We start from the raw sequence: 21,991 nt of genomic DNA, 5'->3' as shown, positions 1-21,991 counted from the left end.
TCCATCGAACCCGAAGCGGTATTGCTCTTCTCGACGAGCGTATGCCCGCGTCGGCGGGTCGGCCCGTAATCGAGACCGGAACCACAGCGAATGCTCAGGCTCGGCCGTGCCGCTGTTCGTAGGAGTTGCGTTCGGCGGCTTCACGCTCGCGTCGCTCGGTGTCGGCGAGGTCCGGATCGAATCCGTGCTTGATGAGTTTGTTGCGCCGGAACACATAGGTGAGCGCGACCGTGAAGTAGATGAGCGGCAGATACAGCAGCGCCATCATGGCGAATCTCATCCAGAGCGGACCGGGTATGAGCAGGAACAGACAGAGCACCGGAATCATCGGTATGAGAATGCGGAGCAGATAGCGGCGGGTGGCGCCGGGACCGGTGAGGTCGGTGCGCACCCACTCCGACATCGAGGGCGGCAGGGTGCGGCCGCAGATATAGCCGATGCGCTGCGCGAGGGTCGGTGTGGTGCGTTCGGACATGAGCCCAGGATCCTCGCAGGAGCGGATCGGGACAAATGTCGGGGGGCCGGCGGCTCTGACGACCCCGGCGGGCTCAGGCGCTGGTGCGTTCGGTGTGGAATGCGGCGACCTGGGTCACCAGGTTGTGCGTGGAGCTCTTCACGGCGAGTTTCACGAACGGTTCGATGGTCTTGCCGAGCAGTTTTCCGGCCAGGCCGCCGGGCACCCGGTAGTCGACGATGGCGTCGATGGTGCAGGATTCCGCGCCCTTGTCGTGGAACAGGAACGTGGATTCGATTTCGAAGCCCTTGATGGACTTCACCGCGATGGCGTAGCCGGGTTCGTGCCGCACGATCTTGATGGTGGAGTGCAGTTTCACCGGGCCGAGTCCGATGGTGCCGTCGAAGGTGGCGTCGACGCCCTCGGTCTGCTCGGTGAGGGGTACGAAATCGGTGATCTCATTGATGAATTTCGGCAGGTGCTGGTAGTCGTTGACATAGGCGAAGGCGGATTCCGCCGAGGCGGCGCAGTCCGCGACGATCTTGACTTCGGTCATGCGCACGACAGTAACGGGTTCCATTTCCATGCGCAGATCATGAGGTGAGCGCCACAATCGGCCGCCGCGGCCCGATTTCTACGCGGTGACCGCGAGCGTTCCGGCCACGCCGAACACCACCGACATCAGCAGGACTTCGAAAATCGCACGGCGCAAAGAGGATTCCGCATCCATTCGATGATCGGTCGCGAGCGGTACCCAGGTGCGCCGCCACCACCAGCCCAGCGCGAGCAGGGCAAGCAGAATCACGGTCTTGGCCAGCAGAATCCGGCCGTATCCGGTGGTGCCGAATTCGGTGAGCCCGCCGACCCGGATCAGGCCGTTCACGATTCCGGTGACCGTCACCGTCGCCACCAAGGGCAGTGCCCAGCGGGAGTAGCGGGGGAGCAGTACCGCCCATTCGCCCCGGGTGCGCACGGTGAGTGCCAGCGCCAGCAGCACCCCGAACCAGGCCGAGGCGGCGAGGGCGTGCACCGCACCCAGTACCGAACCGAACATCTGCTGCGACATATGCCCGGTGATCGGGCGCAGCGCCAGGGTCACCGCGGTGAACACCAGCACCAGATCCGCGGTCACCCGGTCCGGATTGCGAAAACCGAAGGCGCTGTAGATCGCGACCGCGCCACTGCCGATGAGCAGTGCGATCCCGATCTGACCGCCGCTGACCGCGGTGAGGTAGTCGCCGAATTGTCCCGCCGACAGCTCGGCGAGCGGAATGCCCTGCACTTCGGAGGCTTCCAGCGCCAGCATGCCGAATTCCATCACCGCCCAGACTCCGGCGACGATGGTGAGCACCCGCCACGGGGGCGCGAGTCGTTCGGAAAGCCTTGGCAGCGCGGCCGATCCGAGCACGGTCGCGCCCGCCAGATCCGCGAGCACCCGCACGGCCGTCTCGGACTGCACGGGATCGCTGGCGGCGAGCGCCCAGGCCAGTGCCGCACCGCAGAGTCCGAGCGGAACGACCAGTAGCAGTAGCCATTTCAGTGAGCTGCTGCCGCCGGTCGTCCCGCGCTCACTGCGACGATCGGTGCGGTCGGACCGGTTCACCTACGCTGCTTGCCCCGCCCGCCCAGCAGTGCGAAGGCCAGACCGCCGCCGAACAGCACCACCGCGCCCGCGATGAACACCCACAGTGGGACACCGCCGCCACCGGAGCCACCCGACTTGGCCGAGGAGTCGGCCTTCGGGCCGGGAGTTCCATTGCCCGCCTTGGTGAGTGTGAAGGTGCGGGTACCGCTGACCGGATGCCCGTCGGCGGAGGTGACCCGGTACGCGATCTTGTACTCGCCGGTCGGACCGAGCTCGCCGACCTCGACGCTGACGGTCGCGCCCTCCACCTTCGGCTGCCCCTTGGACCACAGATTGCCGTCCGGGCCGGTGACCGTCATGGACGGATAACTCGCCTGCAGCTCCTCATTGAAGGTGACGCTTGCCCGCGCGGGGGAGAGGTCGATCTGCGCGCCGTTCTCCGGGCTGGAGCCGATGGCCGCCGAATGCGCATTCGCCACACCGCCGCCCAGCAGGGCGAATCCGGTGATCAGCAGGCCGGTCAGGGCACCGGCGAAAAGCTTGCGGCTCATGACTTGCGGCCCTTGATGACGCTGCCGATGCCCAGGGCCGCGCCGAGTGCGCCGAGCACCAGGCCGATACCGCCCAGCCAGCGGGCGGTGTTGTCGGTGTCCTTCGAATCCGCGGCTTCCTTGGCGTCGGTGGTGGTCGCGGCGTGGTCGTCATCGCCGCCGCCGGCCGCCAGGGTCAGGGTCGGGGCGGGATGCTCCGGCTCGCTGCCGTCCGGATTGTCCTTCTGATCCCAGACCACGACCTTGCCGTCGCTGTAGGTCTGGGTGGCGGGGAAGGAGACCTTCTCCTGCTTGGGCAGGGCGACCGAGAGCGCGAAACGCTGGAACTGCCCCGGCGCCACACCCGGGTTGCCCGGATCGGCGGTCCAGGTGACGGCGACGGCCTCACCCTTGTCGTTCTTGTCGACCTTCGACGCCCAGCCCGGCATGGGCTCGGTACGGGCGCTCTTCAAATTCGGCAGCGCCACACTGACTTTGGTGGTGGAAGCGGTATCGGATTCGGTCGGCACCTTGAAGGTGGCGACCGCGTACCCGCCCTGCGACGCACCCGGCGCGTCGACGGAGACATGCGCGGACGCGACGCCCGCGCCCAACAGCGTCAGGGTGGCGGCCGCCACGGCCGCGCCGAACGCGCGCGAAGGAGAGATATGCATGAGTGAACAGCCTTTTCTGGCAAAGGGTTACGAATGGACGCGACTCACACCGCAACCGGTGGTGCGCGAGATCCATTGGCCCCCGGCGCCAGTCGCCCCCGCATGACGCTGCCCGCGGCCCAACGTCCGGTTCCACGTGGAACCAGCAAAGCCGCAGGTCGGGTGAGCGCTGTCCGAACCGCCTGTGACACAAGCGCATACAGCCGCTCGGCCACCAGAATCAGTACCGCGAACAATACGGCCGCTGTGGCATGCGCCGCCGCCATCACCCCATCGTTCACGAAATCCATTGCCCCCGAGGCATGCCCGGGGTGCGCTAGCCCGCTCAACGCCATATGGCACACCGGCTGGCCCAGCGCCATGAGCGCGGGCAGCGCGATGGGGGAGCGCACCACCGCGGCTACCGCTCCGATCGCCGCCGCGGCGACCAACAGCAGGGTCAGCCCCGCCGAATCCGGATACCCACCACCCGCGACCCCATGTGCCGCGACAGCGAGCACCGTCATGGCGATGGCCGCGAGAGTGCCGCGGAGCGGGTGGCCACACATCAAGCCGCTGCCGGAGCGTAAGCCCCGGTTCTCGGCTGGTGTGCGGCCTCGCATGGATGCTGCTCAGTTCACGCCGAGGCGGGCGAGCACATCGGCTTCGATACCGGAGAGCTCGTTGGAGATGGAGGCGTGCACGGCACGCCGGCGCTGCACCGGCATCTGCGCGGCGGTCCGAATGGCGGCGGACAGCGATTCCAGCCGGTCGCGAGTGGCGGCCGCGAACTTCGCGGTATCCCCGTCCTTGGGATTCTTGCGCTCCAGTTCGGCGAGGGTGGTCTCCACATTCGCCTGTCGCGCCTGCAATTTCGCACCGGGCCCGGCGAATTCGCCGAGCTGATTCACGCCGATTCCGAGCTGCTGCGCGCGTCGCGTATCCAACTGTCCACGCACCATGGTCGCGCCCCGATAGGCGAGCGGCGCCAGCACCGGCACCAGAATCCGCGCCACACCGAGGTACTTGCGCACCGACGCGACACTGAACGCATCCCGCTCGGCCTTGGCGGCCAGCTTCAGCGCGACCTTCTCCTCGGCCTGCAGCTTGGAGATCTCCGCCTTCGCAACCTTCTTCTGCGTCCGCGCCTCACCCCGATGCTTCTTCCGCTCATTACGAGCCCCGAGCTTGGCCTCCATAGCGGCCTTGTGCTTCAACGCCTTGGCCTCGGCCCGCCGGCTGACCTTCTTCTTGCGCTTGGTGAACAACCCCATAGATGGCCTCCGTCATGCTGGTTCGCCATGGCAGCACAGGGCCGGGGGAATTGCCTGTCCGCCCATGAAACACAGTTTGCGCCCACCATATCGTTTACCGATCCAACCCCGCACCCGCCGTGCCACTTGAACCCCAATTCGCGCCACCGGCAGGGCTTCCCGCACACAGCCTCTCCCCCTCCGGAGCAGCGCTACCGAGCCCGCGTGCCACCCCGCCACCTTCCGAGGTCGCGGCTGCTTCGCCCCAGTCGCGGGGTGACAGCTTCGCGTTCCGGTGTCGCGGTCGCTCCGGTTCGGGGCGAAGCCCAAGCACCGGCGTAGCGCGGCCTCCACGGTCTTTCAGGGGTTCGGGGGCGAAGCCCAAGCACCGGCGTGGCGCGGCCTCCACGGTCTTTCAGAGGTTCGGGGGCGAAGCCCATGCGCCGACGTAGCGCAGTCTCCACCGTCCTTCGGGGGTTTGGGGGCGAAGCCCCCAAGACCTAGCGTCAGCTTCCCCCTTCACCAATTCGGGGCGCAGCGCCGACGGCGTTTTCCCACCACCCGGGGGGTGCGGGGGCCTGCCCCCGCATTCACTTCTCTGCGCGCCGAGGGGCGCGAGGCTTGGAGTGTCGGGGGATAAGGCCATACTGCTAGGCGTGTATTCGGGCATCGGTGACCATGGCGAGCGGGCCGCGTTCCTTGACGCGCGGGCCTTGATCGGCTGCCGCCACCGGCTGCTTTTGGACTCCACGCATCCGCAAGTGCTGTCGGGAGTCGCCGAGGATGCCGGGGTTCAGCAGCGGCGGGAGGCGGCGGCCGCGCATCGGATCAATGTGCGGGACACGCTGATCGGAGGCGATCCGGCGCGCTGGACGGTGATCGAACCGGGTCAGTCGGCGGGCCGGCGCGCGGAGGCGACCATGGCCGCGATGGCGGCGGGCGCGGATCGTATCTGGGGTGGGTTGCTGCCGCAGGAGGCGGATACGGGTCGTCGCGGTGGCTGCGAAATCCTGTGGCGGGACGCCGATCGCGGCGGTTACATCCCGATCGTGGTGGTCAATCACAAGGTGACCGATCCGCGTCAACCGGATCCGGCGGATTTCCATCCGATGACCAGTGGCCTGTACGCGTGGACGCCGAAGCCGGACCGCTACGTCCGTACGCGTCCGCAGCCGCGTGATCAGCAGCGCCTCGCTCACCTGTATCGCATGTTGCAGCGGCACGGTTATGCGAGTCCCGCCCTGGTGGGTGGTGCGATCGGTTATGCCTTCGACCGCATCCTGATTCACGATCTGGGCCCGATCCTGGACGATTACGACCGTCGCTACGCGGACCGTATCGCGGTGGTGCGCGGTGAACTTCCCACGGTCCCGTCGAAGGTCCCGGAGTGCCGGCAGTGCCCGTGGTGGTCCCGCGCCCCCGAGGAGGGCGGTCTCAGCTGTGAGAAGTGGCTGGTCGCGCATCGCGATGTGAGCCTGGTGGCCCCGGGCGCGCGCGCCGATGTGCTGCGCCGGCACGGCGTCGACACCATCGACGAGCTGGCCGCCTGGACCGGTGACGAACCGGACGATTGGCATTTCGAACTGTTCACCGAAACCGTTGTGACAGCGCGGGCCTGGGCCACCGGCGCCCCCCTGGTCCGCCGGGTCGATCAGGTGCGGGTGACGCGCGCCGATGTCGAGGTGGATGTGGACCTGGAGAGCTATCAGGAGCACGGCGCGTACCTGTGGGGCACCCTGCTGGATGGCGTCTACCGCCCGTTCGTCACCTGGGATCCGCTGCCCACCGAGGACGAGGGTCGTTCCTTCGCCGAATTCTGGGCGTGGCTGATGCGGGTCCGCGCGGACGCGGCGGCGGAGGGCAAAACCTTTGCCGCCTACTGCTATTCGCGAACCGCCGAGGACAAGTGGCTGTACGAGTCGGCGCGTCGTTTCGCCGGCATGCCGGGTATCCCCACCGAGCGCGATATCCAGAAGTTCGTGGACAGCCCGCAGTGGGTGGACATGTTCCAGGCGGTGTCGGAGCAGTTCATCTGCCCGAACGGTAAGGGTCTCAAGAAGATCGCCCCGGTCGCCGGTTTCTCCTGGCGTGATCCCGAGGCCGGTGGTGAGGCGTCCATGAGCTGGTATCGCCTGGCCGTCGCCTATGAGGGCGGCGAACCCGATATGTCGCAGCGCACCCGCATTCTCGAGTACAACGAGGACGATGTGCAGGCGACGAAGGTGTTGCGCGACTGGATGACCCAGCGGGCCGATCTGGAGGTTCCCGCCATCGCCGATTTCTCGGGACGTAATATCGCATCGTGACCGATCACGTCGAACATCTGGAGTTTCAGGCCGAAACCCATCAGCTGCTCGAGCTGATGATCCATTCGGTCTATTCGAATAAGGACACGTTCCTGCGGGAACTGATCTCGAATGCCTCGGACGCGCTGGACAAGCTGCGCCTGGAGTCGTTCCGCGACAAGGAATTGCAGGCCGACATCTCGGACCTGCACATCGAGCTGACGGTGGACCACGATCAGCGCGTGCTCACCGTCACCGACAATGGCATCGGCATGTCCCGCGCCGAGGTCGTGGACCTGATCGGCACGCTCGCCAAGTCCGGTACCGCCACCCTGCGCAAGCAGTTGCTGGAAACCACGTCCGATGCCGCCGCCGAGGAGCTGATCGGCCAGTTCGGTATCGGCTTCTACTCGACCTTCATGGTCGCGGACAAGGTCACCCTGACCACCCGTAAGGCAGGCGAAACCACCGGCACCCGTTGGGAATCCGCCGCGGGCAGCTCCACGTACACCATCGAGGAGCTGGACGACGCCCCGCAGGGCACCGCTGTCTCCCTGCAGCTCAAGCCCTCCGATGACGAGGACCACCTCTTCGATTACACGATGGAGTGGAAGCTCCGCGAAATCGTGAAGAAGTACTCGGATTTCATCGCCTGGCCGGTCCGCATGGATGTGGATCGCACCGTCACCGAGGGTGAGGGCGAGGACAAGACCGAGCGGACGATCACCGAAACCCAGACCCTGAACTCGCAGAAGGCGCTGTGGACCCGCCCCAGGAGCGAGGTCTCCGACGAGGAGTACAAGGAGTTCTACAAGCACGTCTCGCACGCCTGGGACGACCCGCTGGAGGTCATTCCGATGAAGGCGGAGGGCACTTTCGAGTATCAGGCGCTGCTGTTCCTGCCCTCGACCGCACCCTTCGACCTGTTCACGCGTGAGCACAAGCGCGGCGTGCAGCTGTATGTGCGGCGGGTGTTCATCATGGACAACTGCGAAGAGCTGATGCCGGAGTACCTGCGCTTCGTCAAGGGCGTGGTGGACGCACAGGACCTGTCGCTCAATGTCTCCCGCGAGATTCTGCAGCAGGACCGGCAGCTGCGGATGATTCAGAAGCGCCTGGTCAAGAAGGTGCTGTCCACGGTCAAGGATTTGCAGAAGGCCGAGGATCAAGCCAAGTACCAGACGTTCTGGCGTGAGTTCGGCCGAGTTCTCAAGGAGGGCATGCTCTCCGACGCGGACAATCGCGAAACCATCCTGGGTGTCTCGTCTTTCCCGTCGACGCACTCGACTGAAGAGCTCACCACGCTGGCCCAGTACGTGGAGCGCATGCCGGAGACCCAGCAGGCGATCTACTACATGACCGGCGAGTCCCGCGAGCAGATCGAGAACTCACCGCATATCGAGGCGTTCAAGGCCAAGGGCCTCGAGGTGCTGGTGCTGACCGATCCGGTCGACGAGATGTGGGTCGGTTCGGTACCCGAATTCGCCGGGCAGCCACTGCAATCCATCGCCAAGGGCGAGGTGGATCTGGAGTCCGAGGACGAGAAGAAGGAGTCCGAGGCCCTGCGTGAACAGCAGGACAAGGACTTCGCCGATCTGCTCGGCTGGCTGGCCGCCACCCTGGACGAGAATGTGAAGGAGGTCCGCCTGACCTCCCGCCTCACCACCTCGCCGGCCTGCATCGTGGGTGATGTGTTCGATTTCACCCCGCTGCTGGAGCGCATGTACCGGGCTTCGGGTCAGCTGCTGCCGGACTCCAAGCGCATCCTCGAACTGAACCCGGCGCACCCGTTGGTGACGGGCATGCGCGATGCGTTCGCCAAGGTCAAGGATGACGCCGACAAGCCCGCCGAGCTTGCCGAGACCGCTGAACTGCTTTACGGCACAGCCGTTCTCGCCGAGGGCGGCGAACTGAAGGATCCGGCGCGCTTCGCCCGAGTCCTCGCGGATCGCCTCACCAAATCGCTCTAGGTAGCCGAAAGTAGCGCCCTGGCCTGCGGACTCCTGTCCGCAGGCCGCCTTACTTTCTTCTCCCCCCGCATCTTGAGCGGCGGATTTTAGCCATGCCCGATTTGGCCTGAATGTGACGCTCGCAATGCCGCGAGGGTTTCGGGAACTCCCGCGCGGCGCGTACGTTGTACGTCTTGGTCGTAAGTTTTTCGTGTTCGTGTCTTACATGCTCGCGCTGAACATCGTGCGGGCGCTTCTCTTGCCAGCCAAGTTGCAAGCCGCCTTCTGATTCGACCCGGTCGCCGTGACCGCGGCGGCCGATGCAACATCCAGCAGGAGAAAGTTATGGTTCAGGGCACCGTCAAGTGGTTCAACGCGGAGAAAGGCTACGGCTTCATCGCCCGCGAGGACGGCCCCGATGTGTTCGTTCACTACTCTGAAATCGAAGGCAACGGCTACCGCCAGCTCGAAGAGGGCCAGGCCGTGAGCTTCGAAATCACCGAGGGCAAGAAGGGTCCGCAAGCTGCGGCCGTCCGCCCGCAGTAGCCGCCTCCCCGGAACTTTGGCGCACGGCTGGGTGCCGTAGCCAATTCCGTACGCGTAGAAGCGGTCAGGCGCGCAACCGATTTTGGGGGTACCCCGGGAGTTACCCCGACCCTCGCGAAATCAGTTGTCGCGACTTACAGCAAATAGCAAGGCCCGCACCGACATCCGGTGCGGGCCTTGTGTCGTTCTCGTGGTTAGCGCGGCGCCATGCGGAGAGCGCCGTCCATGCGGATGGTCTCGCCGTTGAGGTAATCGTGCTCGGCGATGTACTGCGCGAGCTGCGCGTACTCATCCGGGCGACCCAGGCGGGACGGGAACGGCACACCGGCCTCGAGGCCCTTGCGGTACTCCTCGGTGACACCGGCGAGCATCGGGGTGTCGATGATGCCGGGGGCGATGGTGTTGACGCGAATACCGAACTGCGCCAGGTCACGCGCGGCCGGAATGGTCATACCGGCGACGCCGCCCTTGGAGGCGGAGTAGGCGATCTGCCCGATCTGACCCTCGAACGCCGCGACGGACGCGGTGTTGATGACCACGCCGCGCTGGCCGTACTCGTCGACCGGTTCGGTCTTGGCCATGGCGTCGGCGGCCAGGCGCATCACATTGAACGAGCCGAGCAGGTTCACGGTGATGACGGTGCGGAACAGCTCCAGGTCGTGCGGGCCGTTCTTGGACAGGATGCGTCCCGCCCAGCCCACACCGGCGCAGTTGACGACAATGCGCAGCGGCACACCGGATTCCACGACCTTGGCGATTGCGGCGGCCACCTCGTCACCGCTGGTGACGTCGGTCGGGATCAGGGTGACGCCGGCCGGGACACTGTCGCCGGCGCGCTCGATCGACTGGGCCAGGTCCAGGCCGAACACAGTGGCGCCGGCATCGGCGAAGCGCTTGGCGGTGGCGGCACCGAGGCCGGAGGCGCCTCCGGTGACAATGGCGGCGGAACCGGAAATCTCCACGGTAAGTCCCTTCGAACGTGGGAGCGCCCTCTCACTGGCTCTCCGTCAACAAGCACTGTAATTTCTGCCCTCCGCTCTGCTCCGGGCGGGTTGGCGGCCCCGTACCACTGAATCCGAAACCGGGCCGAACCTGCACCATCAGCCCCGGTCGGGAACACGACCCCACGGTTTGCGAACAGGTGTGTTCGTTGAGTGCTACTGTCGGGTGTATGAACGCCCACGGGGCCCGACGTTCGCGCCGTGGTCTTCTCCACTCCGCGCGGCAAGTGCGCGGGCAACGCATTCTGGTAACCGGTGCCGCACGCGGTATCGGGGCGGCTCTGGCCCGGCAGTTGCATGCCCAGGGCGCCCGGGTGGCGCTGCTCGGTATCGAAGAGGGATTGCTGGCCGAGGTGGCCGCCGACTGCGGGGAGGCGCCGTGGCGCTACTGCGATGTGGGGGATCCGGCGCAGGTGCAGCGGGTGGTCAATTCGCTCACCATGGAGTTGGGCGGTTTGGACGCGGTGGTGGTGAATGCCGGTATCGCCCGGCAGCTTTCACTGCTGGACGGTGATCCGACCGTGTTGGAGGAGACGCTCACCGTCAATGTGCTCGGCGCGTACTACACGATCAGGGCGGCGGGTCCGCATATCTCGCATCCGGGCGGATATGTACTGCTGGTGTCCTCGCTGGCGGCCGCCATCCACCTACCCCTGGCCGGCGCGTACAGCGCCTCGAAGGCGGCCCTGGAGGCGCTCGGCGACACCCTGCGGATAGAGCTGCGCCACACCGGTGCGAAGGTCGGCATGGCGTACTTCGCCGAACTCGACACCGAAATGACCAGTCGCGGTTTCGGCACCGATGCCGCGCGCAGCATTCTGGGTCGCAGCACCGTCTCCGGTATCGCACCGCTGGGCCCGGCCATCGATGCCATGGAGCGCGCCCTGGCCCGCCGTTCGCGCCGGGTGTATTCCCCGTACTGGGTGGGTGTGGTGCTGAGTTTCCGGGGGGTGGGGCAGCGGGTTGTGGACTACGCTCTGCGGCACGGTGTCGCCCCGGGTTTGGCCGTGGCGCGCACCGAGCCGGTGGCTTTCACCACCGAACAGCCCGCCCGCCCGAGCAGAATGAGGAAGCTCGCCTGATGGCCGATTCGGCAGTCACCGCCCGCCAGCTGCCCCGCGGCCGCCACGGTCTGCCGCGGGAGACGGTGATCGCCGCACAACGCGACCGCATTCTGCTGGCCATGGCCGAGGCGATGGCCGAAAGCGGTTATGTCGGAACCCCGGTCGCCGCGGTCATCAAACGCGCCGGTGTTTCACGCGAAACCTTCTATGAGCAATTCCGTTCCAAGGAAGACTGTTTCGAGGCGGCCTACGAGCGCGCCGTCGAATTGATGCTGGCGGGCATTCTCGCGGTGACGGGCGCGGAGTTCGACGGTGAGACCCAGTCCGAACGTATCGAACGCGTACTGGGCGCGTACCTGGATGCCCTGGCCGCCGAACCCGCCTATGCCAGAGTGTTTCTCGTCGAGGTGTACGCGGTGGGCCCCGAGGCCATTATCCGCCGCACCCACCTGCAGGAAACCTTCGTCGCCATAGTCGCCGATATCCTGCGCGCCGATACCGAGGATCAGCGCTTCGCCTGCCAAACCTTGGTCGCCGCCCTGAGCGCCATGGTCACCAATCGCATTGCCGTCGGCGATATCGACGGCCTGCGCGCCCTCCGCGAACCCCTCACCGACCTGGTTCGCCGCAGCGGCAGTCTCTTCGGGATTACCGAGCTGACGGACTGAGCCGCTCAGGCGGTGCGGACCGGAACGTCCGGTTCGCCGGTGGTGTCCGCCCGCGCGATGGCCTTGCGCCGCAACATGATCAGCGCGGCGCCCGCGCCCACGGGCAGGATGGCGCCGATTCCGGCCGCGTCGAGCGTCCCGACGCCGGGGGCGAGGGTGCCGAGCAGGGTCACCGCGCCGAAGTACAGGAACAACAGCCCGGACGCGGTCGCGATGGTGCGCTCCGGAATGTGCTTGCCGACAGTCACTCCGATGAGAATGGCGAGCCCGCCCGCGGCGACCATGCCCGCGACCGAGCCGATCCACACCGCGATCCAGCCGTTCTTGGTGGCCAGGGCCATGGTGGCGAACATGGTGCGGTCGCCGAGTTCGGCGAGCAGGAACGCCGACAGTACGACCAGGAACGCCGAGCGCGATTTGGTCTGCGGCGCAGCGGTTTCCGCGTCGTCCTCGACCGCCGGGCCGGGCAGTACTTCGCGCAGTGTCCACAGGCCGACAGCGATCAGCGTGGCGGCCGCGAAGAGTGAGATGAGGTCGGTGGGCAGCGCCGCACCGATGAAGTGGCCGACACCGACGGCAATGAGGTTCACCAGCACGCTGGCGACGGTGATGGCGGAGAGCACGATCCACCAGCGGTACCGCAATGCGAAGGTCAAGGCCATCAGCTGCGATTTATCGCCCAGTTCGGCGAGGAAGAGCGCGCCGAAGCTCAGCAATATCGTGGTGATCATGTTTCCAGCTCCCAGGTTCTCCGGCCTGTCGGCTGATTCGCGGGGGCCGCTTCAGCCGACTTCCGCACCGTGATCGGTTTGGTTGTCATGGCCGAAGGTCTCGCCCACCGGATGATTCCGGTTCACGCAGCCGGATCCGAGATCGGATCAGTATGTCGACTACGCGATTGCGGGCTACTCCCCTTCGCTCCCGAGGATACTACTCCGGCAAACCTGGCATCCGCAAACGCGCATCGCCGAAATCGCAATGCGCACAATAAGTTTGGGCGCACTGCTGAGAGGTTTCGGGAACCCTTACGCGGCCAGCAGCATAGCCAGAACCGCGGTGTCGGGATCACTGATCGGATCGACGCCGACCCGGGACACCATCGAGGTCACGGCCCCGTCGACATCGGCTTCCACCCAGGCGGCGCGATGCTCCAAGCCCAGATGTGGCAGTCCGGGAAGCAGCAGTGTTCCCGAGGCCGCGCCCGCGCATTCGGGCAGCGACGGCTGCGTCTCGCGCGGCGGATGCAGCATGATCAAGGCCGGTGGCACATGTTCGGCAAACCTTCCCGGCAGCAGCGCGGACTCGCCGAGGATGGTGCCCTCCGCGATGACGAGCCCAACCATGCCGGGTTGTGGATCATCGGGTAGTTCTTCGCGCGCCCCGAATACGGTGGTGGTGGGCAGGATTCCGGGCAGGCTGGCCACTCGTACGGCGAGTACCAGGACTTGTGCCCATTCCTTGGTGGAGTCGGGCCAGCGCCCGGAGATCACGAACCCGCGCAGCGAACCGCGCGCATGTTCTGCGGATGAGAGAAACGGCAATACACCGATCTGCTCGCTCATCGCGTGCCTCCCGAAGTGACGAATCCGGGGCGGCTGTGCCCGTCCTAGTAGTACCCGAGTTTGTACCTGGTCATGTCTGGCACACAAGTACCAAAGAGTGCCAGCACTCGGATACCCCGTCCGACACCGGCTTCCGGAGACGCAAAAGACCCGCGAACCAACCGGTTCGCGGGTCTGAAGTGTCGGGGAGATGTGGGGCTGCGTCCCGGCTCTCCCGTCCAAACGTCGATTCCAGCATGTGACCGGGGATTGCGGGCTTGCGCCCGTTATCCCGTGATCCCATTCCCAGGGTCTTGGGGGCTGCGTCCCCATGACCTGGGTTTTGTCGCTGGAGCTTGGGGGCCTGAGCCCCCGATTTCCCCTTTTCTGGGGGGTGTGGGGGCGTCAGCCCCCATAGGTGTCCCCGGCAATCAGCCGAAGATCAGGCCCTTGCCCTGCGCGGTGGCGCGGGTGAAGCGGTCCTGCACCTCGGCCCAGTTGACCACGTTCCAGAACGCCTTGACGTAGTCCGCCTTGACGTTCTTGTACTGCAGGTAGAAGGCGTGCTCCCACATGTCCAGGCCGAGCAGCGGGATGATGCCCAGCGGCACATTGCCCTGCTGATCGGTGAGCTGGAAGGTGAGCAGCTTGCCGCCCAGGCTGTCGTAGCCCAGCCACGCCCAGCCCGAGCCCTGCAGGCCATTGGCGGCCGCGGAGAACTGCGCGACGAACTTGTCGAACGACCCGAACTGGTCGGCAATGGCCGCGGCCAGGTCGCCGACCGGCTTGTCGCCGCCGTCCTGGGACAGGCTCTTCCACCAGATGGAGTGGTTGACGTGGCCGCCCAGGTGGAAGGCCAGGTTCTTCTCGTTCAGGAAGATGGCGGAGTGGTCACCGGCCTCGCGGGCGGCTTCCAGCTTCTCGAGCGCGGCATTGGCGCCCGCGACGTATGCGGCGTGGTGCTTGGTGTGGTGGATCTCGTTGATCTGCCCGGAGATGAACGGCTCCAGAGCGCTGTAGTCATAGTCCAGATCTGGCAGCGTGTACTCAGCCACGATGTCCCTTCCTCAGTGTCGGGGCTGTGTGCCCTGCGCAATTGTGCCCAGGAGCACCCAACCATCATTCGTACACCCGCTTCGATGCAACCGGGGTGTGTGCCCCCTGATTCCGGTACTCGGCGAATGTTCCAACCTGTGGACTCTTCGGGAAAGTTACAGCGGCGGCACGATATTGGGCTTCATGGTGCGCGGATCGCCCGCGTCGTGCGCCTGCCACCAGCGCACACCGCCGGCGATGAATTCGGTGAGCGGAATGTCGTTGCCCTGCTTGTCCGCGACGGTGACGCCGTCGAACCACACCCGCACATCGAGTTCGCGTGGGTCGACGCCCTCCTCCTGCGCGATTTCGAGCATGTGCGCGGCCGGGCGGTCGCTGAGGATGGTGTCGAAGCTGAGCAGCTTGCGCCACTGGGTCCAGGCTTTGTCGCTGAGGTCGAAGAATTCCCAGCCGTGCAGTCCGCCGCCGCCGAAGCTGCTGACCGCGTCGTGCAGGCCGTCGAGTTCGAGGGGCAGTACGACCGCCTCGAGGTCGTCCCAGCGCTGTCGGCGCAGGGAGGCGGCGACGCGGCTGACCCCGGTGAGGGTCAGGTAGATGTCACAGTCCTCCGGCGGTGGCCCGCTGTCGGGCAGTGTGAGGACGTCGAGTTCCAGCCGTAGGGTTCCGGCCGTCGTGTCGACGTCTATTCCCAGGCATGTCGCCTCGGACAGCGCGGTGTTGAGTCCGCTGATGTCCAGTCCGTCGAGTAGCCCCCTGCTCATGGTCATAGCGCCAGGCTACCGATCTTGCCTGCGCACGCTGACTATTTCCGATTTTCTGTAGTGTTGTGGTTTTTTTCGGGTGCGAACGGAACCATTCCGGAGTCGCCGCCGTCCAACCAGTTGTCGGGTCGGTCGCTCCGTGACTTGGAGGGGACGTTTCGGAGCGGTCGACCGGGCGTTCCGGACAGTTCGACCAGACATTCCGGACAGTTCTCAACCTGTGGATCAGGTTGTGGATTATGTGGATAACTCCAACTCGGTTACACCGGTCCGGACGCTTCGCCGGGACAGAACTCCACGGCCCCCGCACGCCCGTGGCAGGATCGATTGCGTGACCAGTCCCCATGTCCCCTCGATCCCGATCGAGGAGGTGCCTGCGGAGTTCGACGCCGCCGCGCCCCGGGCGGCCACCGAACCCGCGCCCGCCCTACTGCTCGATGTGCGCGAGGAGGATGAGTGGCGGCTCGGGCACGCGCCCGGCGCCCTGCATATCCCCCTGGTCGATGTGCCCGCGCGCCTCGACGAATTGAACTACGACGCCGAGATCTACGTAATCTGCAGGCAGGGTGGCCGTTCGGTGACCGCGGTGCAATACCTGGAATCCGTCGGTTTCGAGGCCGTCATGGTCGACGGCGGCATGGTGGCGTGGCAGCGCGCGGGGCGTCCGCTCACGGGTGACAACCCGGACGAGGCGAAGGTCTATTGATGAACGGGGGGAACGTGGCAGATCAGCGATCCGCGGTCGTACAGCCGTGTGCCCGCTGCGGCGCCCGCTGGGCCGTGCAGGGCAAACCGCTGCACTGGTGCCCGCGCTGCCACGGCGTACTGCTCTCACCCGCCCCGGTGGACGCACCGCCCGCGCGCCGCAATTATCGCTGGGTGGCGCGCCCGCCCGGTCGCAAAGCGCATCCCGGGCAAGCGGTCCGGCCGCAGGTGTCCCCGGAGACGCCGCGCTACAACCAGATTCCGCGCTGGGGCCTGCGGGATCGGGTCCCCGATGAGGTCGCCGCTCCGGTCGGCCGCCTGGAGGCCCTGACCGCGCGACTGCCCAGCCTGCTGGTCGGCACGGCCGCCGTGTTCGGTCTCGCCGCTCTCGCCGAGCTGGGCCGGTACGGGATTCTGCTGCGCAACCGCAGATTTTTGATCCAGCCCTGGCTGCTGTGGATCTCCGATGGGGCGGTGACGGTTTCGGCGATCGTGGCCGCGCTGTTGGCCCTGCTCACCGCGGTCGCGCTGGTCGGCTGGCTGGTGCAGGCGCGCCGCACCGCGTATTCCGGTGTGCGCAAGGTGGATCCGCGACCACGCTTCGAACTGTTCCTGGGCTGTCTGATCCCGGGTGTGAATCTGGTGTGGCCCGGGGTGTTCCTCACCGAGACGGTGCGGGCGGGCGAGCTCGATCCGCGTCTGCTGCGGGCCGTCCGGATCTGGTGGGCGGCTTGGGTTCTCAACGGTCTGCTGGTGGTCGCGGTGGTGCTGTACCGGTTCGCCGGTTCGCTGCAGGTTCGTGCGGACGGTGTGCTGGTGACCATGTGGACCGATCTGATCGCCGCCGGCGTCGCGGTATTGACGCTGTGGCTGGTGCGCGCCTTCGCGGGGCTCGACCTGCGCGGTGAACCGCTCACCGTGCGTCGCTGGCTGCCCGCGACCGCGCCCGCCGTGCCGGTTATCGCTCCCGTGCGGCCGGTCGCCGATCGGGAATCGGGTTCCGCCGGGCGCGCGCCCGCGGACGCCGTCGGGAATGATGAGGCGACCGCACCGAATCCGGTGACCGCGCCCGCGGACGGCGCGCCGGAACCCGAGCACGAGGAGGTATTCGCGAAGTGAGCCGGGACAGTCGCGCACCATTCGTGGTGGCGCACCGGGGGGCGTCGGCGGCGCGACCCGAACACACCCTCGCCGCATACGAACTCGCGCTGCAGGAGGGCGCGGACGGTGTCGAATGCGATATCCGGCTGACCAAGGACGGGCACCTGGTCTGCGTGCACGACCGCACCGTGGACCGGACCTCGAACGGTATCGGCGCGGTGTCGGAAATGACCCTGGACGAGTTGCGGGCCTTGAACTTCGGTACCGCCGGGGAACCGTCTCCGGTGCTCACCCTGGCCGAACTCATCGAGCTGGTCCTGGATTGGAAGAGCCGACCCACCAAGCTCTTCATCGAGACCAAGCATCCGGTGCGTTTCGGCGCACTGGTCGAGACCACCCTGCTGAATGAATTGCAGCGCTATGGAATCGCGGCCCCGGCCTCGGCCGATCACTCGCGTGCGGTGGTGATCTCCTTCGCCGCCACCGCGGTCTGGCGGATCCGCCGCGCCGCGCCGCTGCTACCGACCGTGTTGCTCGGCGAGTCCTCGCTGTACCTCTCCGGCGGCGCGGCCACCACCGTCGGCGCGACCGCCATCGGCCCCTCGGTCCGCACCCTGCGCGAACACCCCGACCTGGTCGACAAGGCCGCCGCCGCGGGCCGCGCCACCTACGTCTGGACCGTCGACGATGCCGAGGACGTCCGCCTCTGCTCCGACCTCGGCGTCAGCTGGATCGCCACCAATCACCCGGGCCGCACCAAGGGCCTGCTGCCTGTCGCGTAAGTCGCTGCGCCGCAGCCTGCCTCGCCGGTCCGGATGCGGGCGGGTAGCCCGATGGCGGCACACCCCCGCGCCGTCGGCGATGGGCCTCGGCTGACCCTGTAGTTTTGCGACCTATGGGTAAGAGCAAGCGCAACAGTCCGAAGCCGGACAGTAACCGCGCGGAGAAGCTGGCCGCGCGCCGTGCCGAGCAGGAGCAGGCCGCGCAGACGATTACGCGGCCCTTCGAGGGTTTGGCCGCCGAATGCGATCTGGTCGCGCTCCGCGAGTTCGTGCCATCCGCCACCGCGACGCTGAAGCTGTCGCCGAGTGTGGCCGCCGAGCGCGCGGTGACCCTGGCGACGGTGCTGCCGGGTGCGGTGGCCGCGCTGGTGCGGGCGGGGGAGGAGCCGGTCGGTTTCGTCGGCACCCAGGTGCAGTTCCAGTCGGATAATCCGGCCGCCGATCTGGCCACCGCCATCCTGTGGACCCAGTCCGCCGAGCCGGGCGATTCGCTCGCCGCCGCGAGTGTCGAAGGCGCGCCGAGCCTTTCGGACGTGCTCGACAATGCCGGACTGGATGTGACCGTGCACCAGGACTTCAACTGGTGGGTGCCCGCGGGTGTCACCCCGGATCCGCAGGTGGCCGCCACCATCGAGCAGGCGAATCAGGCGATCATGCCGTCGGCCCGTCTGAATCTGGGTGCGGACGCCATCGGCGCGGCCTGGTGGGTGGATGCCGGTGAGAAGGCGCATCTGCGGTGGGTCCGCCCGGAGGACGAGGACGCGCTCATGCTGGCGCTGGCCCGCCTGCACGCGGCCGGTGAACTGCATCTGGGTGAGGGTTCGCGTTTCGCGGGCTCGTTCCGCACCCATGGTTTGCTGGTGCCGGTATTCGATCTGGATCCGGAGCGCCATGCCACCGAATGGGAGCCCGCCGCAAAGGAATTCGGCGCCCGCCTGGCGGCCGCGCTGAAGAATGACGAAGCGGTCAGCAGCGAGGTGCGCCGTTCACGCGACGGCCTGCGTTCGCGTCAGGTCACGCTGCGCTGAGCTGATTCACGCCGAGGTGGCTGATACAGCGAAAGGCCCGGTCCCCGTGTGGGACCGGGCCTTTCGTACCGAAACCCGAGAGCGCTGAATTAGAGCGCACCACCCGCGGTGTGCGGGGAGCCGGAAGTGTCCCTCGGAGAACTCATCTCACGCGAGACGAAATTCTCCAGGTCGAACATATTGGCGCTGGCGCGTTCGGCGACGGTGAGGAGGGTCTTCATGGTCGCGACCTCCTCGACCTGCTCCTTCAGGAACCACTGCATGAACTGCTCGCCTTGGTAATCGCCCTCTTCGCGGGCGGTCTTGGCGAGGTTCACGATCTGTTCGGTGACCGCCTGCTCCTGCGCCAGGGCCAATGCGATGGGCTCCTTGGCATTCTCGAATTGCGATTTCGCGGCGTCGCTATTGGTTACCTCGACCACGAAATCCTGATCGAGCAGGTACTGCCCGATCATCAGCGCGTGATTGCGCTCCTCGACGGCCTGCCTGTAGAAGTACTTGGCCAGGACCGGCAGATCGGCGTGATCGAACCACAATGCGACGGCGATGTACTGACGCTCGGCATTGAATTCGTTGCGGATCTGATCCTGCAGCAGGGCATGGAACTTGCTGCTCTTGGTTTGGGTTCGGCTGGACATGTGACAAGACATTAACCCTGGTCAAACCACGTGTCACCCAAGTACAGCCTTATTGAGTACAGCCTTATTGAGGCAAGTATTGCCTAATTTCCTTAATTTCCGATGGTGGTGATCAGGTCCGGCGGAACGGGTTTATCGGTGGCCAACGCATCGAAGAACTGACCGGCCCGGGTCTTGTCCCACAGCAGCACATTGCCACTGCCTTCCACATCCTCGAATCCGCCGACCGGCACGGTCGTAGCTATCGGATCGCCGGCCATCGCCTTGCCGAGCAGGGCCAGATTCCACACGTGTGTGCCCTCGTCGACCTTCAGCGCTTTCGTCAACCCCTGTATCAATGGCCAGGACCGGAACGGGTTGATCAGCGTGCTCACACTGGTCGCCTTCTTCAATAGCGCGCTGAGGAATTTGCGCTGGTTGAGCATGCGATCCAGATCGGCGAGACCGGTCGCGCGGGACCGCACGAAACCGAGCGCCTCGGCACCCTCGAGATGCTGGCAGCCCGCCTGCAGATTGATTCCGGCGAGCGGATCGTCGATCGGCTTGTCCAGGCAGATATCGATTCCGCCGACCGAATCCACGATATCGGCGAAACCGCCGAAGCCGATCTGCGCGTAATGGTCGATGCGCAGGCCGGTCGCGATCTCCACGGTCTGCGTCAGCAGTGCCGCGCCACCGAATGCGAAAGAGGCGTTGAGCTTGTCTTTTCCATGGCCGGGAATGCTCACGTAGGAGTCGCGCGGCAGACTGACCAGGGTCGGCTGCCCGGACTTGGGCAGGTGCACCAGGATGATGGTGTCGGTCCGTTCGGAGCCGACCTCACCTCCGGTGGCGAGGTCTTGCTCCTGTTCGGCGGTGAGCCCGGTGCGGCTGTCGGAGCCGACCAGAAGCCAATTCGTCCCGGGTGTGTCGCCGATCCGGCCGGAATAGCCGGGCAGCGCGTCGATGCGGATCAGATTGCGCTCCACATAGACGCCCGCGGCGATCGGCAGCAGCAGGATGATCAGCAGCAGCGACAGAATCCAGCGGAACCAGTGTCGTTTGCGTTTGCGCTTGGGGCCCTTCGGCGGACGATCCTCGCCACGGCCGCGTTTGACCGGCAGCGCGGGCGGCGGTGGCGGCGGATTCTCGCGGAAGGGTTGCGGAGTCTGTGTGGGCGCGTGCATCGTGGGCGCGTTCTCGCGATACCGGTCCCGCTGTGGTGCGCCTTGATCGCGCGGCGATGGTTGATTGCGTTGCGGCGGTACCGGATTCCGGGGCGGTACCGGATTCCGCTGTGGTGGCCGATTGTGTTGCGGTGGCGGCTGATTCCGCGGATTTCGCATGGCGGGCGGCACTTCCGACCAGGCCAGGGCGGGCGCGGGCGCGTCACGGCGGATCTTGTGGGTGGGCACCTGTGAATCGCCCGGATCGCCTTGGCGCGGGCTCGGATTCGGGCGCGGTCGGGGCGCCGGGGGCTCGCCCGCACGGTTCGGCGGCGGCTCCCGGCGCATCCGTGCGAATTGCTGCGGGTCGTCGCCGTTCATTATCGAAACTCTACTGATCGGACCCGCTCGGGGGTTCATTCCGATCGCATTACGGCAGCCAGGAGACGTGTCCGCGCAGTATCGAGTAGCCGAGATAGGCGATGGTGTCGATGAGCGCGTGCGCCAGCAGCAATGGCCACAATCGGTTCGTGCGCTGCCAGTATCGTCCGAAGACCAGGCCCATCACCAGGTTTCCGAGCCCGCCGCCGACTCCTTGATAAAGGTGATAACTGCCACGCAGCAGCGCCGACGCCAGCAGTGAACGATTCTCGGTCCAGCCCAATTGCCGCAGTCGCGTGATCAACCAGGCGACCACCAGTACCTCCTCGGCCGCCGAATTCGCCCACGCGGACAGCACCAGCATGGGCAGCCGCCACCAGTGATCCAGCGAACCGGGCACAATGGTGACGCTCACGCCCAAAGCGTGTGCGACCAGATACAACCCGAGCCCGGGAATCCCGATCACGGCGGCCAGCGCGAGCCCCGGCAGCACATCCGACCGCCACCGCGGTCGGGCCAGCCCGATCATGCGCGGGCCGATCCCGCTGCGCCACAACAGATAAATCCCCAGCGCCGCCCACCCCAGCAGCCGCGCCACACTCAACAGCTGGAACAGCAGATCGATCACCGATTGCGCCGCCCGCGACGGATTCAAGGCGATGGTCTGCCCGCCCACCCCACCCGGCGACAGCGCACTCTCCAACAGCGACAGCGCCGCATTGGCCCCGCTCAACCCGAATGTGACAACCAGCACCACCGCGATCTCGAGCCGAATCCCCCGCCGCTCCCGCTCATTCGACGCGGGCGCGGGCCAGATAGCCGAGGTCTCGGCTGCCGAATCCATGCCCGCCAATCTATGCGCCGC

Annotated in this window: 24 protein-coding genes; 9 read left to right on the top strand and 15 right to left on the bottom strand. The window is 66.4% G+C overall.

The window, feature by feature from the left end:
* Positions 1 to 94: 94 nt before the first annotated feature.
* The 7 genes from GFY24_RS02005 to GFY24_RS01975 form a co-directional block, all read right to left on the bottom strand.
* Positions 95 to 475 carry a DUF5313 family protein gene (locus tag GFY24_RS02005; protein WP_153803194.1) on the bottom strand — a complete coding sequence of 127 codons (381 nt, stop codon included), beginning with the start codon at positions 473 to 475 and terminating at the stop codon, positions 95 to 97.
* A gap of 73 nt (positions 476 to 548) precedes the next feature.
* Entirely contained in the window at positions 549 to 1,010 is a 462-nt protein-coding gene (locus tag GFY24_RS02000) for an SRPBCC family protein (RefSeq protein ID WP_153803193.1), read from the bottom strand.
* A 78-nt stretch (positions 1,011 to 1,088) separates the two neighbouring features.
* Positions 1,089 to 2,057 carry a CopD family protein gene (locus GFY24_RS01995; RefSeq protein ID WP_309230323.1) on the bottom strand — a complete coding sequence of 323 codons (969 nt, stop codon included), beginning with the start codon at positions 2,055 to 2,057 and terminating at the stop codon, positions 1,089 to 1,091.
* Entirely contained in the window at positions 2,054 to 2,590 is a 537-nt protein-coding gene (locus GFY24_RS01990) for a copper resistance CopC family protein (RefSeq protein ID WP_153803192.1), read from the bottom strand. Before GFY24_RS01990 ends, GFY24_RS01995 begins: the two co-directional genes overlap by 4 nt.
* Positions 2,587 to 3,243: a YcnI family protein gene (locus GFY24_RS01985; protein WP_153803191.1), complete on the bottom strand. Its 657-nt coding sequence runs from the start codon at positions 3,241 to 3,243 to the stop codon at positions 2,587 to 2,589. Before GFY24_RS01985 ends, GFY24_RS01990 begins: the two co-directional genes overlap by 4 nt.
* A 44-nt stretch (positions 3,244 to 3,287) precedes the next feature.
* Positions 3,288 to 3,791, bottom strand: a complete 504-nt coding sequence (locus GFY24_RS01980) for a hypothetical protein (RefSeq protein ID WP_153803190.1) — start codon at positions 3,789 to 3,791, stop codon at positions 3,288 to 3,290.
* A gap of 63 nt (positions 3,792 to 3,854) precedes the next feature.
* Positions 3,855 to 4,496, bottom strand: a complete 642-nt coding sequence (locus GFY24_RS01975; protein WP_153803189.1) for a DUF6474 family protein — start codon at positions 4,494 to 4,496, stop codon at positions 3,855 to 3,857.
* Positions 4,497 to 5,131: 635 nt separating this feature from the next.
* Between GFY24_RS01975 and GFY24_RS01970 the strand changes: the two genes are divergently transcribed.
* The 3 genes from GFY24_RS01970 to GFY24_RS01960 all read left to right on the top strand — a co-directional run bounded on the left by GFY24_RS01970 (position 5,132) and on the right by GFY24_RS01960 (position 9,255).
* The gene (locus GFY24_RS01970; protein WP_309230322.1) at positions 5,132 to 6,781 is read left to right on the top strand and encodes a TM0106 family RecB-like putative nuclease; all 1,650 of its coding nucleotides are present in this window, start codon (positions 5,132 to 5,134) and stop codon (positions 6,779 to 6,781) included.
* Positions 6,778 to 8,730, top strand: a complete 1,953-nt coding sequence (gene htpG / locus GFY24_RS01965) for a molecular chaperone HtpG (protein ID WP_309230320.1) — start codon at positions 6,778 to 6,780, stop codon at positions 8,728 to 8,730. Before GFY24_RS01970 ends, htpG begins: the two co-directional genes overlap by 4 nt.
* A gap of 324 nt (positions 8,731 to 9,054) precedes the next feature.
* Positions 9,055 to 9,255, top strand: coding sequence for a cold-shock protein (locus tag GFY24_RS01960; protein ID WP_153803188.1), 201 nt, complete (start codon positions 9,055 to 9,057; stop codon positions 9,253 to 9,255).
* A 194-nt stretch (positions 9,256 to 9,449) separates the two neighbouring features.
* Here GFY24_RS01960 and GFY24_RS01955 read toward each other — a convergent pair whose 3' ends face one another.
* Entirely contained in the window at positions 9,450 to 10,217 is a 768-nt protein-coding gene (locus GFY24_RS01955) for an SDR family NAD(P)-dependent oxidoreductase (RefSeq protein WP_309230319.1), read from the bottom strand.
* A 209-nt stretch (positions 10,218 to 10,426) separates the two neighbouring features.
* On the opposite strand from GFY24_RS01955, the gene GFY24_RS01950 reads away from it, so the two are divergent.
* Positions 10,427 to 11,338 carry an SDR family NAD(P)-dependent oxidoreductase gene (locus tag GFY24_RS01950; protein ID WP_153803187.1) on the top strand — a complete coding sequence of 304 codons (912 nt, stop codon included), beginning with the start codon at positions 10,427 to 10,429 and terminating at the stop codon, positions 11,336 to 11,338.
* A complete protein-coding gene (locus GFY24_RS01945; RefSeq protein WP_153803186.1) occupies positions 11,338 to 11,988 on the top strand; it encodes a TetR/AcrR family transcriptional regulator in 651 nt (216 codons plus the stop codon). The genes GFY24_RS01950 and GFY24_RS01945 overlap by 1 nt, the downstream gene beginning before the upstream one ends.
* Before the next feature lie 5 nt (positions 11,989 to 11,993).
* Here GFY24_RS01945 and GFY24_RS01940 read toward each other — a convergent pair whose 3' ends face one another.
* The 4 genes from GFY24_RS01940 to GFY24_RS01925 form a co-directional block, all read right to left on the bottom strand.
* Positions 11,994 to 12,719: a TMEM165/GDT1 family protein gene (locus tag GFY24_RS01940; protein WP_153803185.1), complete on the bottom strand. Its 726-nt coding sequence runs from the start codon at positions 12,717 to 12,719 to the stop codon at positions 11,994 to 11,996.
* Between the two features lie 294 nt (positions 12,720 to 13,013).
* Positions 13,014 to 13,550 (bottom strand): peptidase, encoded by a 537-nt coding sequence (locus GFY24_RS01935; RefSeq protein WP_153803184.1) that lies wholly within the window; start codon positions 13,548 to 13,550, stop codon positions 13,014 to 13,016.
* Between the two features lie 410 nt (positions 13,551 to 13,960).
* A complete protein-coding gene (locus tag GFY24_RS01930; RefSeq protein ID WP_309230318.1) occupies positions 13,961 to 14,584 on the bottom strand; it encodes a superoxide dismutase in 624 nt (207 codons plus the stop codon).
* Positions 14,585 to 14,740: 156 nt separating this feature from the next.
* The gene (locus GFY24_RS01925; RefSeq protein WP_153803183.1) at positions 14,741 to 15,352 is read right to left on the bottom strand and encodes a hypothetical protein; all 612 of its coding nucleotides are present in this window, start codon (positions 15,350 to 15,352) and stop codon (positions 14,741 to 14,743) included.
* Between the two features lie 325 nt (positions 15,353 to 15,677).
* On the opposite strand from GFY24_RS01925, the gene GFY24_RS01920 reads away from it, so the two are divergent.
* The 4 genes from GFY24_RS01920 to GFY24_RS01905 all read left to right on the top strand — a co-directional run bounded on the left by GFY24_RS01920 (position 15,678) and on the right by GFY24_RS01905 (position 18,962).
* Positions 15,678 to 16,052, top strand: coding sequence for a rhodanese-like domain-containing protein (locus tag GFY24_RS01920; protein WP_375335984.1), 375 nt, complete (start codon positions 15,678 to 15,680; stop codon positions 16,050 to 16,052).
* Positions 16,052 to 17,170, top strand: a complete 1,119-nt coding sequence (locus tag GFY24_RS01915) for a DUF4328 domain-containing protein (RefSeq protein ID WP_153803182.1) — start codon at positions 16,052 to 16,054, stop codon at positions 17,168 to 17,170. Before GFY24_RS01920 ends, GFY24_RS01915 begins: the two co-directional genes overlap by 1 nt.
* Positions 17,167 to 17,934 carry a glycerophosphodiester phosphodiesterase gene (locus GFY24_RS01910; protein WP_309230317.1) on the top strand — a complete coding sequence of 256 codons (768 nt, stop codon included), beginning with the start codon at positions 17,167 to 17,169 and terminating at the stop codon, positions 17,932 to 17,934. Before GFY24_RS01915 ends, GFY24_RS01910 begins: the two co-directional genes overlap by 4 nt.
* 113 nt (positions 17,935 to 18,047) lie before the next feature.
* Positions 18,048 to 18,962 (top strand): DUF5926 family protein, encoded by a 915-nt coding sequence (locus GFY24_RS01905; protein ID WP_153803181.1) that lies wholly within the window; start codon positions 18,048 to 18,050, stop codon positions 18,960 to 18,962.
* 89 nt (positions 18,963 to 19,051) lie between these two features.
* Here the strand turns inward: GFY24_RS01905 and GFY24_RS01900 are convergent, their stop codons facing one another.
* From GFY24_RS01900 to GFY24_RS01890, 3 genes are all read right to left on the bottom strand, one after another.
* Complete coding sequence (locus tag GFY24_RS01900; protein ID WP_153803180.1) at positions 19,052 to 19,600, bottom strand: ferritin; 549 nt, start codon at positions 19,598 to 19,600, stop codon at positions 19,052 to 19,054.
* Positions 19,601 to 19,692: 92 nt separating this feature from the next.
* Positions 19,693 to 21,126, bottom strand: a complete 1,434-nt coding sequence (locus GFY24_RS01895) for an LCP family protein (RefSeq protein ID WP_153803179.1) — start codon at positions 21,124 to 21,126, stop codon at positions 19,693 to 19,695.
* A gap of 49 nt (positions 21,127 to 21,175) precedes the next feature.
* The gene (locus GFY24_RS01890) at positions 21,176 to 21,970 is read right to left on the bottom strand and encodes a CPBP family intramembrane glutamic endopeptidase (RefSeq protein WP_153803178.1); all 795 of its coding nucleotides are present in this window, start codon (positions 21,968 to 21,970) and stop codon (positions 21,176 to 21,178) included.
* Positions 21,971 to 21,991 lie beyond the last annotated feature (21 nt).

It is taken from the genome of Nocardia sp. SYP-A9097 (assembly GCF_009649815.1).
GTDB lineage: Bacteria > Actinomycetota > Actinomycetes > Mycobacteriales > Mycobacteriaceae > Nocardia.
Note: the sequence above shows the minus strand (reverse complement) of the source record. Positions and strands in the feature narration are given on the sequence as shown.

What these genes read in the sequence shown, in the direction of transcription:
- GFY24_RS02005 (WP_153803194.1), bottom strand. Translation starts at nt 475, where the DNA reads ATGTCCGAACGCACCACACCGACCCTCGCGCAGCGCATCGGCTATATC.
- GFY24_RS02000 (WP_153803193.1), bottom strand. Translation starts at nt 1,010, where the DNA reads ATGACCGAAGTCAAGATCGTCGCGGACTGCGCCGCCTCGGCGGAATCC.
- GFY24_RS01990 (WP_153803192.1), bottom strand. Translation starts at nt 2,590, where the DNA reads ATGAGCCGCAAGCTTTTCGCCGGTGCCCTGACCGGCCTGCTGATCACC.
- GFY24_RS01985 (WP_153803191.1), bottom strand. Translation starts at nt 3,243, where the DNA reads ATGCATATCTCTCCTTCGCGCGCGTTCGGCGCGGCCGTGGCGGCCGCC.
- GFY24_RS01980 (WP_153803190.1), bottom strand. Translation starts at nt 3,791, where the DNA reads ATGTGTGGCCACCCGCTCCGCGGCACTCTCGCGGCCATCGCCATGACG.
- GFY24_RS01975 (WP_153803189.1), bottom strand. Translation starts at nt 4,496, where the DNA reads ATGGGGTTGTTCACCAAGCGCAAGAAGAAGGTCAGCCGGCGGGCCGAG.
- GFY24_RS01960 (WP_153803188.1), top strand. Translation starts at nt 9,055, where the DNA reads ATGGTTCAGGGCACCGTCAAGTGGTTCAACGCGGAGAAAGGCTACGGC.
- GFY24_RS01950 (WP_153803187.1), top strand. Translation starts at nt 10,427, where the DNA reads ATGAACGCCCACGGGGCCCGACGTTCGCGCCGTGGTCTTCTCCACTCC.
- GFY24_RS01945 (WP_153803186.1), top strand. Translation starts at nt 11,338, where the DNA reads ATGGCCGATTCGGCAGTCACCGCCCGCCAGCTGCCCCGCGGCCGCCAC.
- GFY24_RS01940 (WP_153803185.1), bottom strand. Translation starts at nt 12,719, where the DNA reads ATGATCACCACGATATTGCTGAGCTTCGGCGCGCTCTTCCTCGCCGAA.
- GFY24_RS01935 (WP_153803184.1), bottom strand. Translation starts at nt 13,550, where the DNA reads ATGAGCGAGCAGATCGGTGTATTGCCGTTTCTCTCATCCGCAGAACAT.
- GFY24_RS01925 (WP_153803183.1), bottom strand. Translation starts at nt 15,352, where the DNA reads ATGACCATGAGCAGGGGGCTACTCGACGGACTGGACATCAGCGGACTC.
- GFY24_RS01915 (WP_153803182.1), top strand. Translation starts at nt 16,052, where the DNA reads ATGAACGGGGGGAACGTGGCAGATCAGCGATCCGCGGTCGTACAGCCG.
- GFY24_RS01905 (WP_153803181.1), top strand. Translation starts at nt 18,048, where the DNA reads ATGGGTAAGAGCAAGCGCAACAGTCCGAAGCCGGACAGTAACCGCGCG.
- GFY24_RS01900 (WP_153803180.1), bottom strand. Translation starts at nt 19,600, where the DNA reads ATGTCCAGCCGAACCCAAACCAAGAGCAGCAAGTTCCATGCCCTGCTG.
- GFY24_RS01895 (WP_153803179.1), bottom strand. Translation starts at nt 21,126, where the DNA reads ATGAACGGCGACGACCCGCAGCAATTCGCACGGATGCGCCGGGAGCCG.
- GFY24_RS01890 (WP_153803178.1), bottom strand. Translation starts at nt 21,970, where the DNA reads ATGGATTCGGCAGCCGAGACCTCGGCTATCTGGCCCGCGCCCGCGTCG.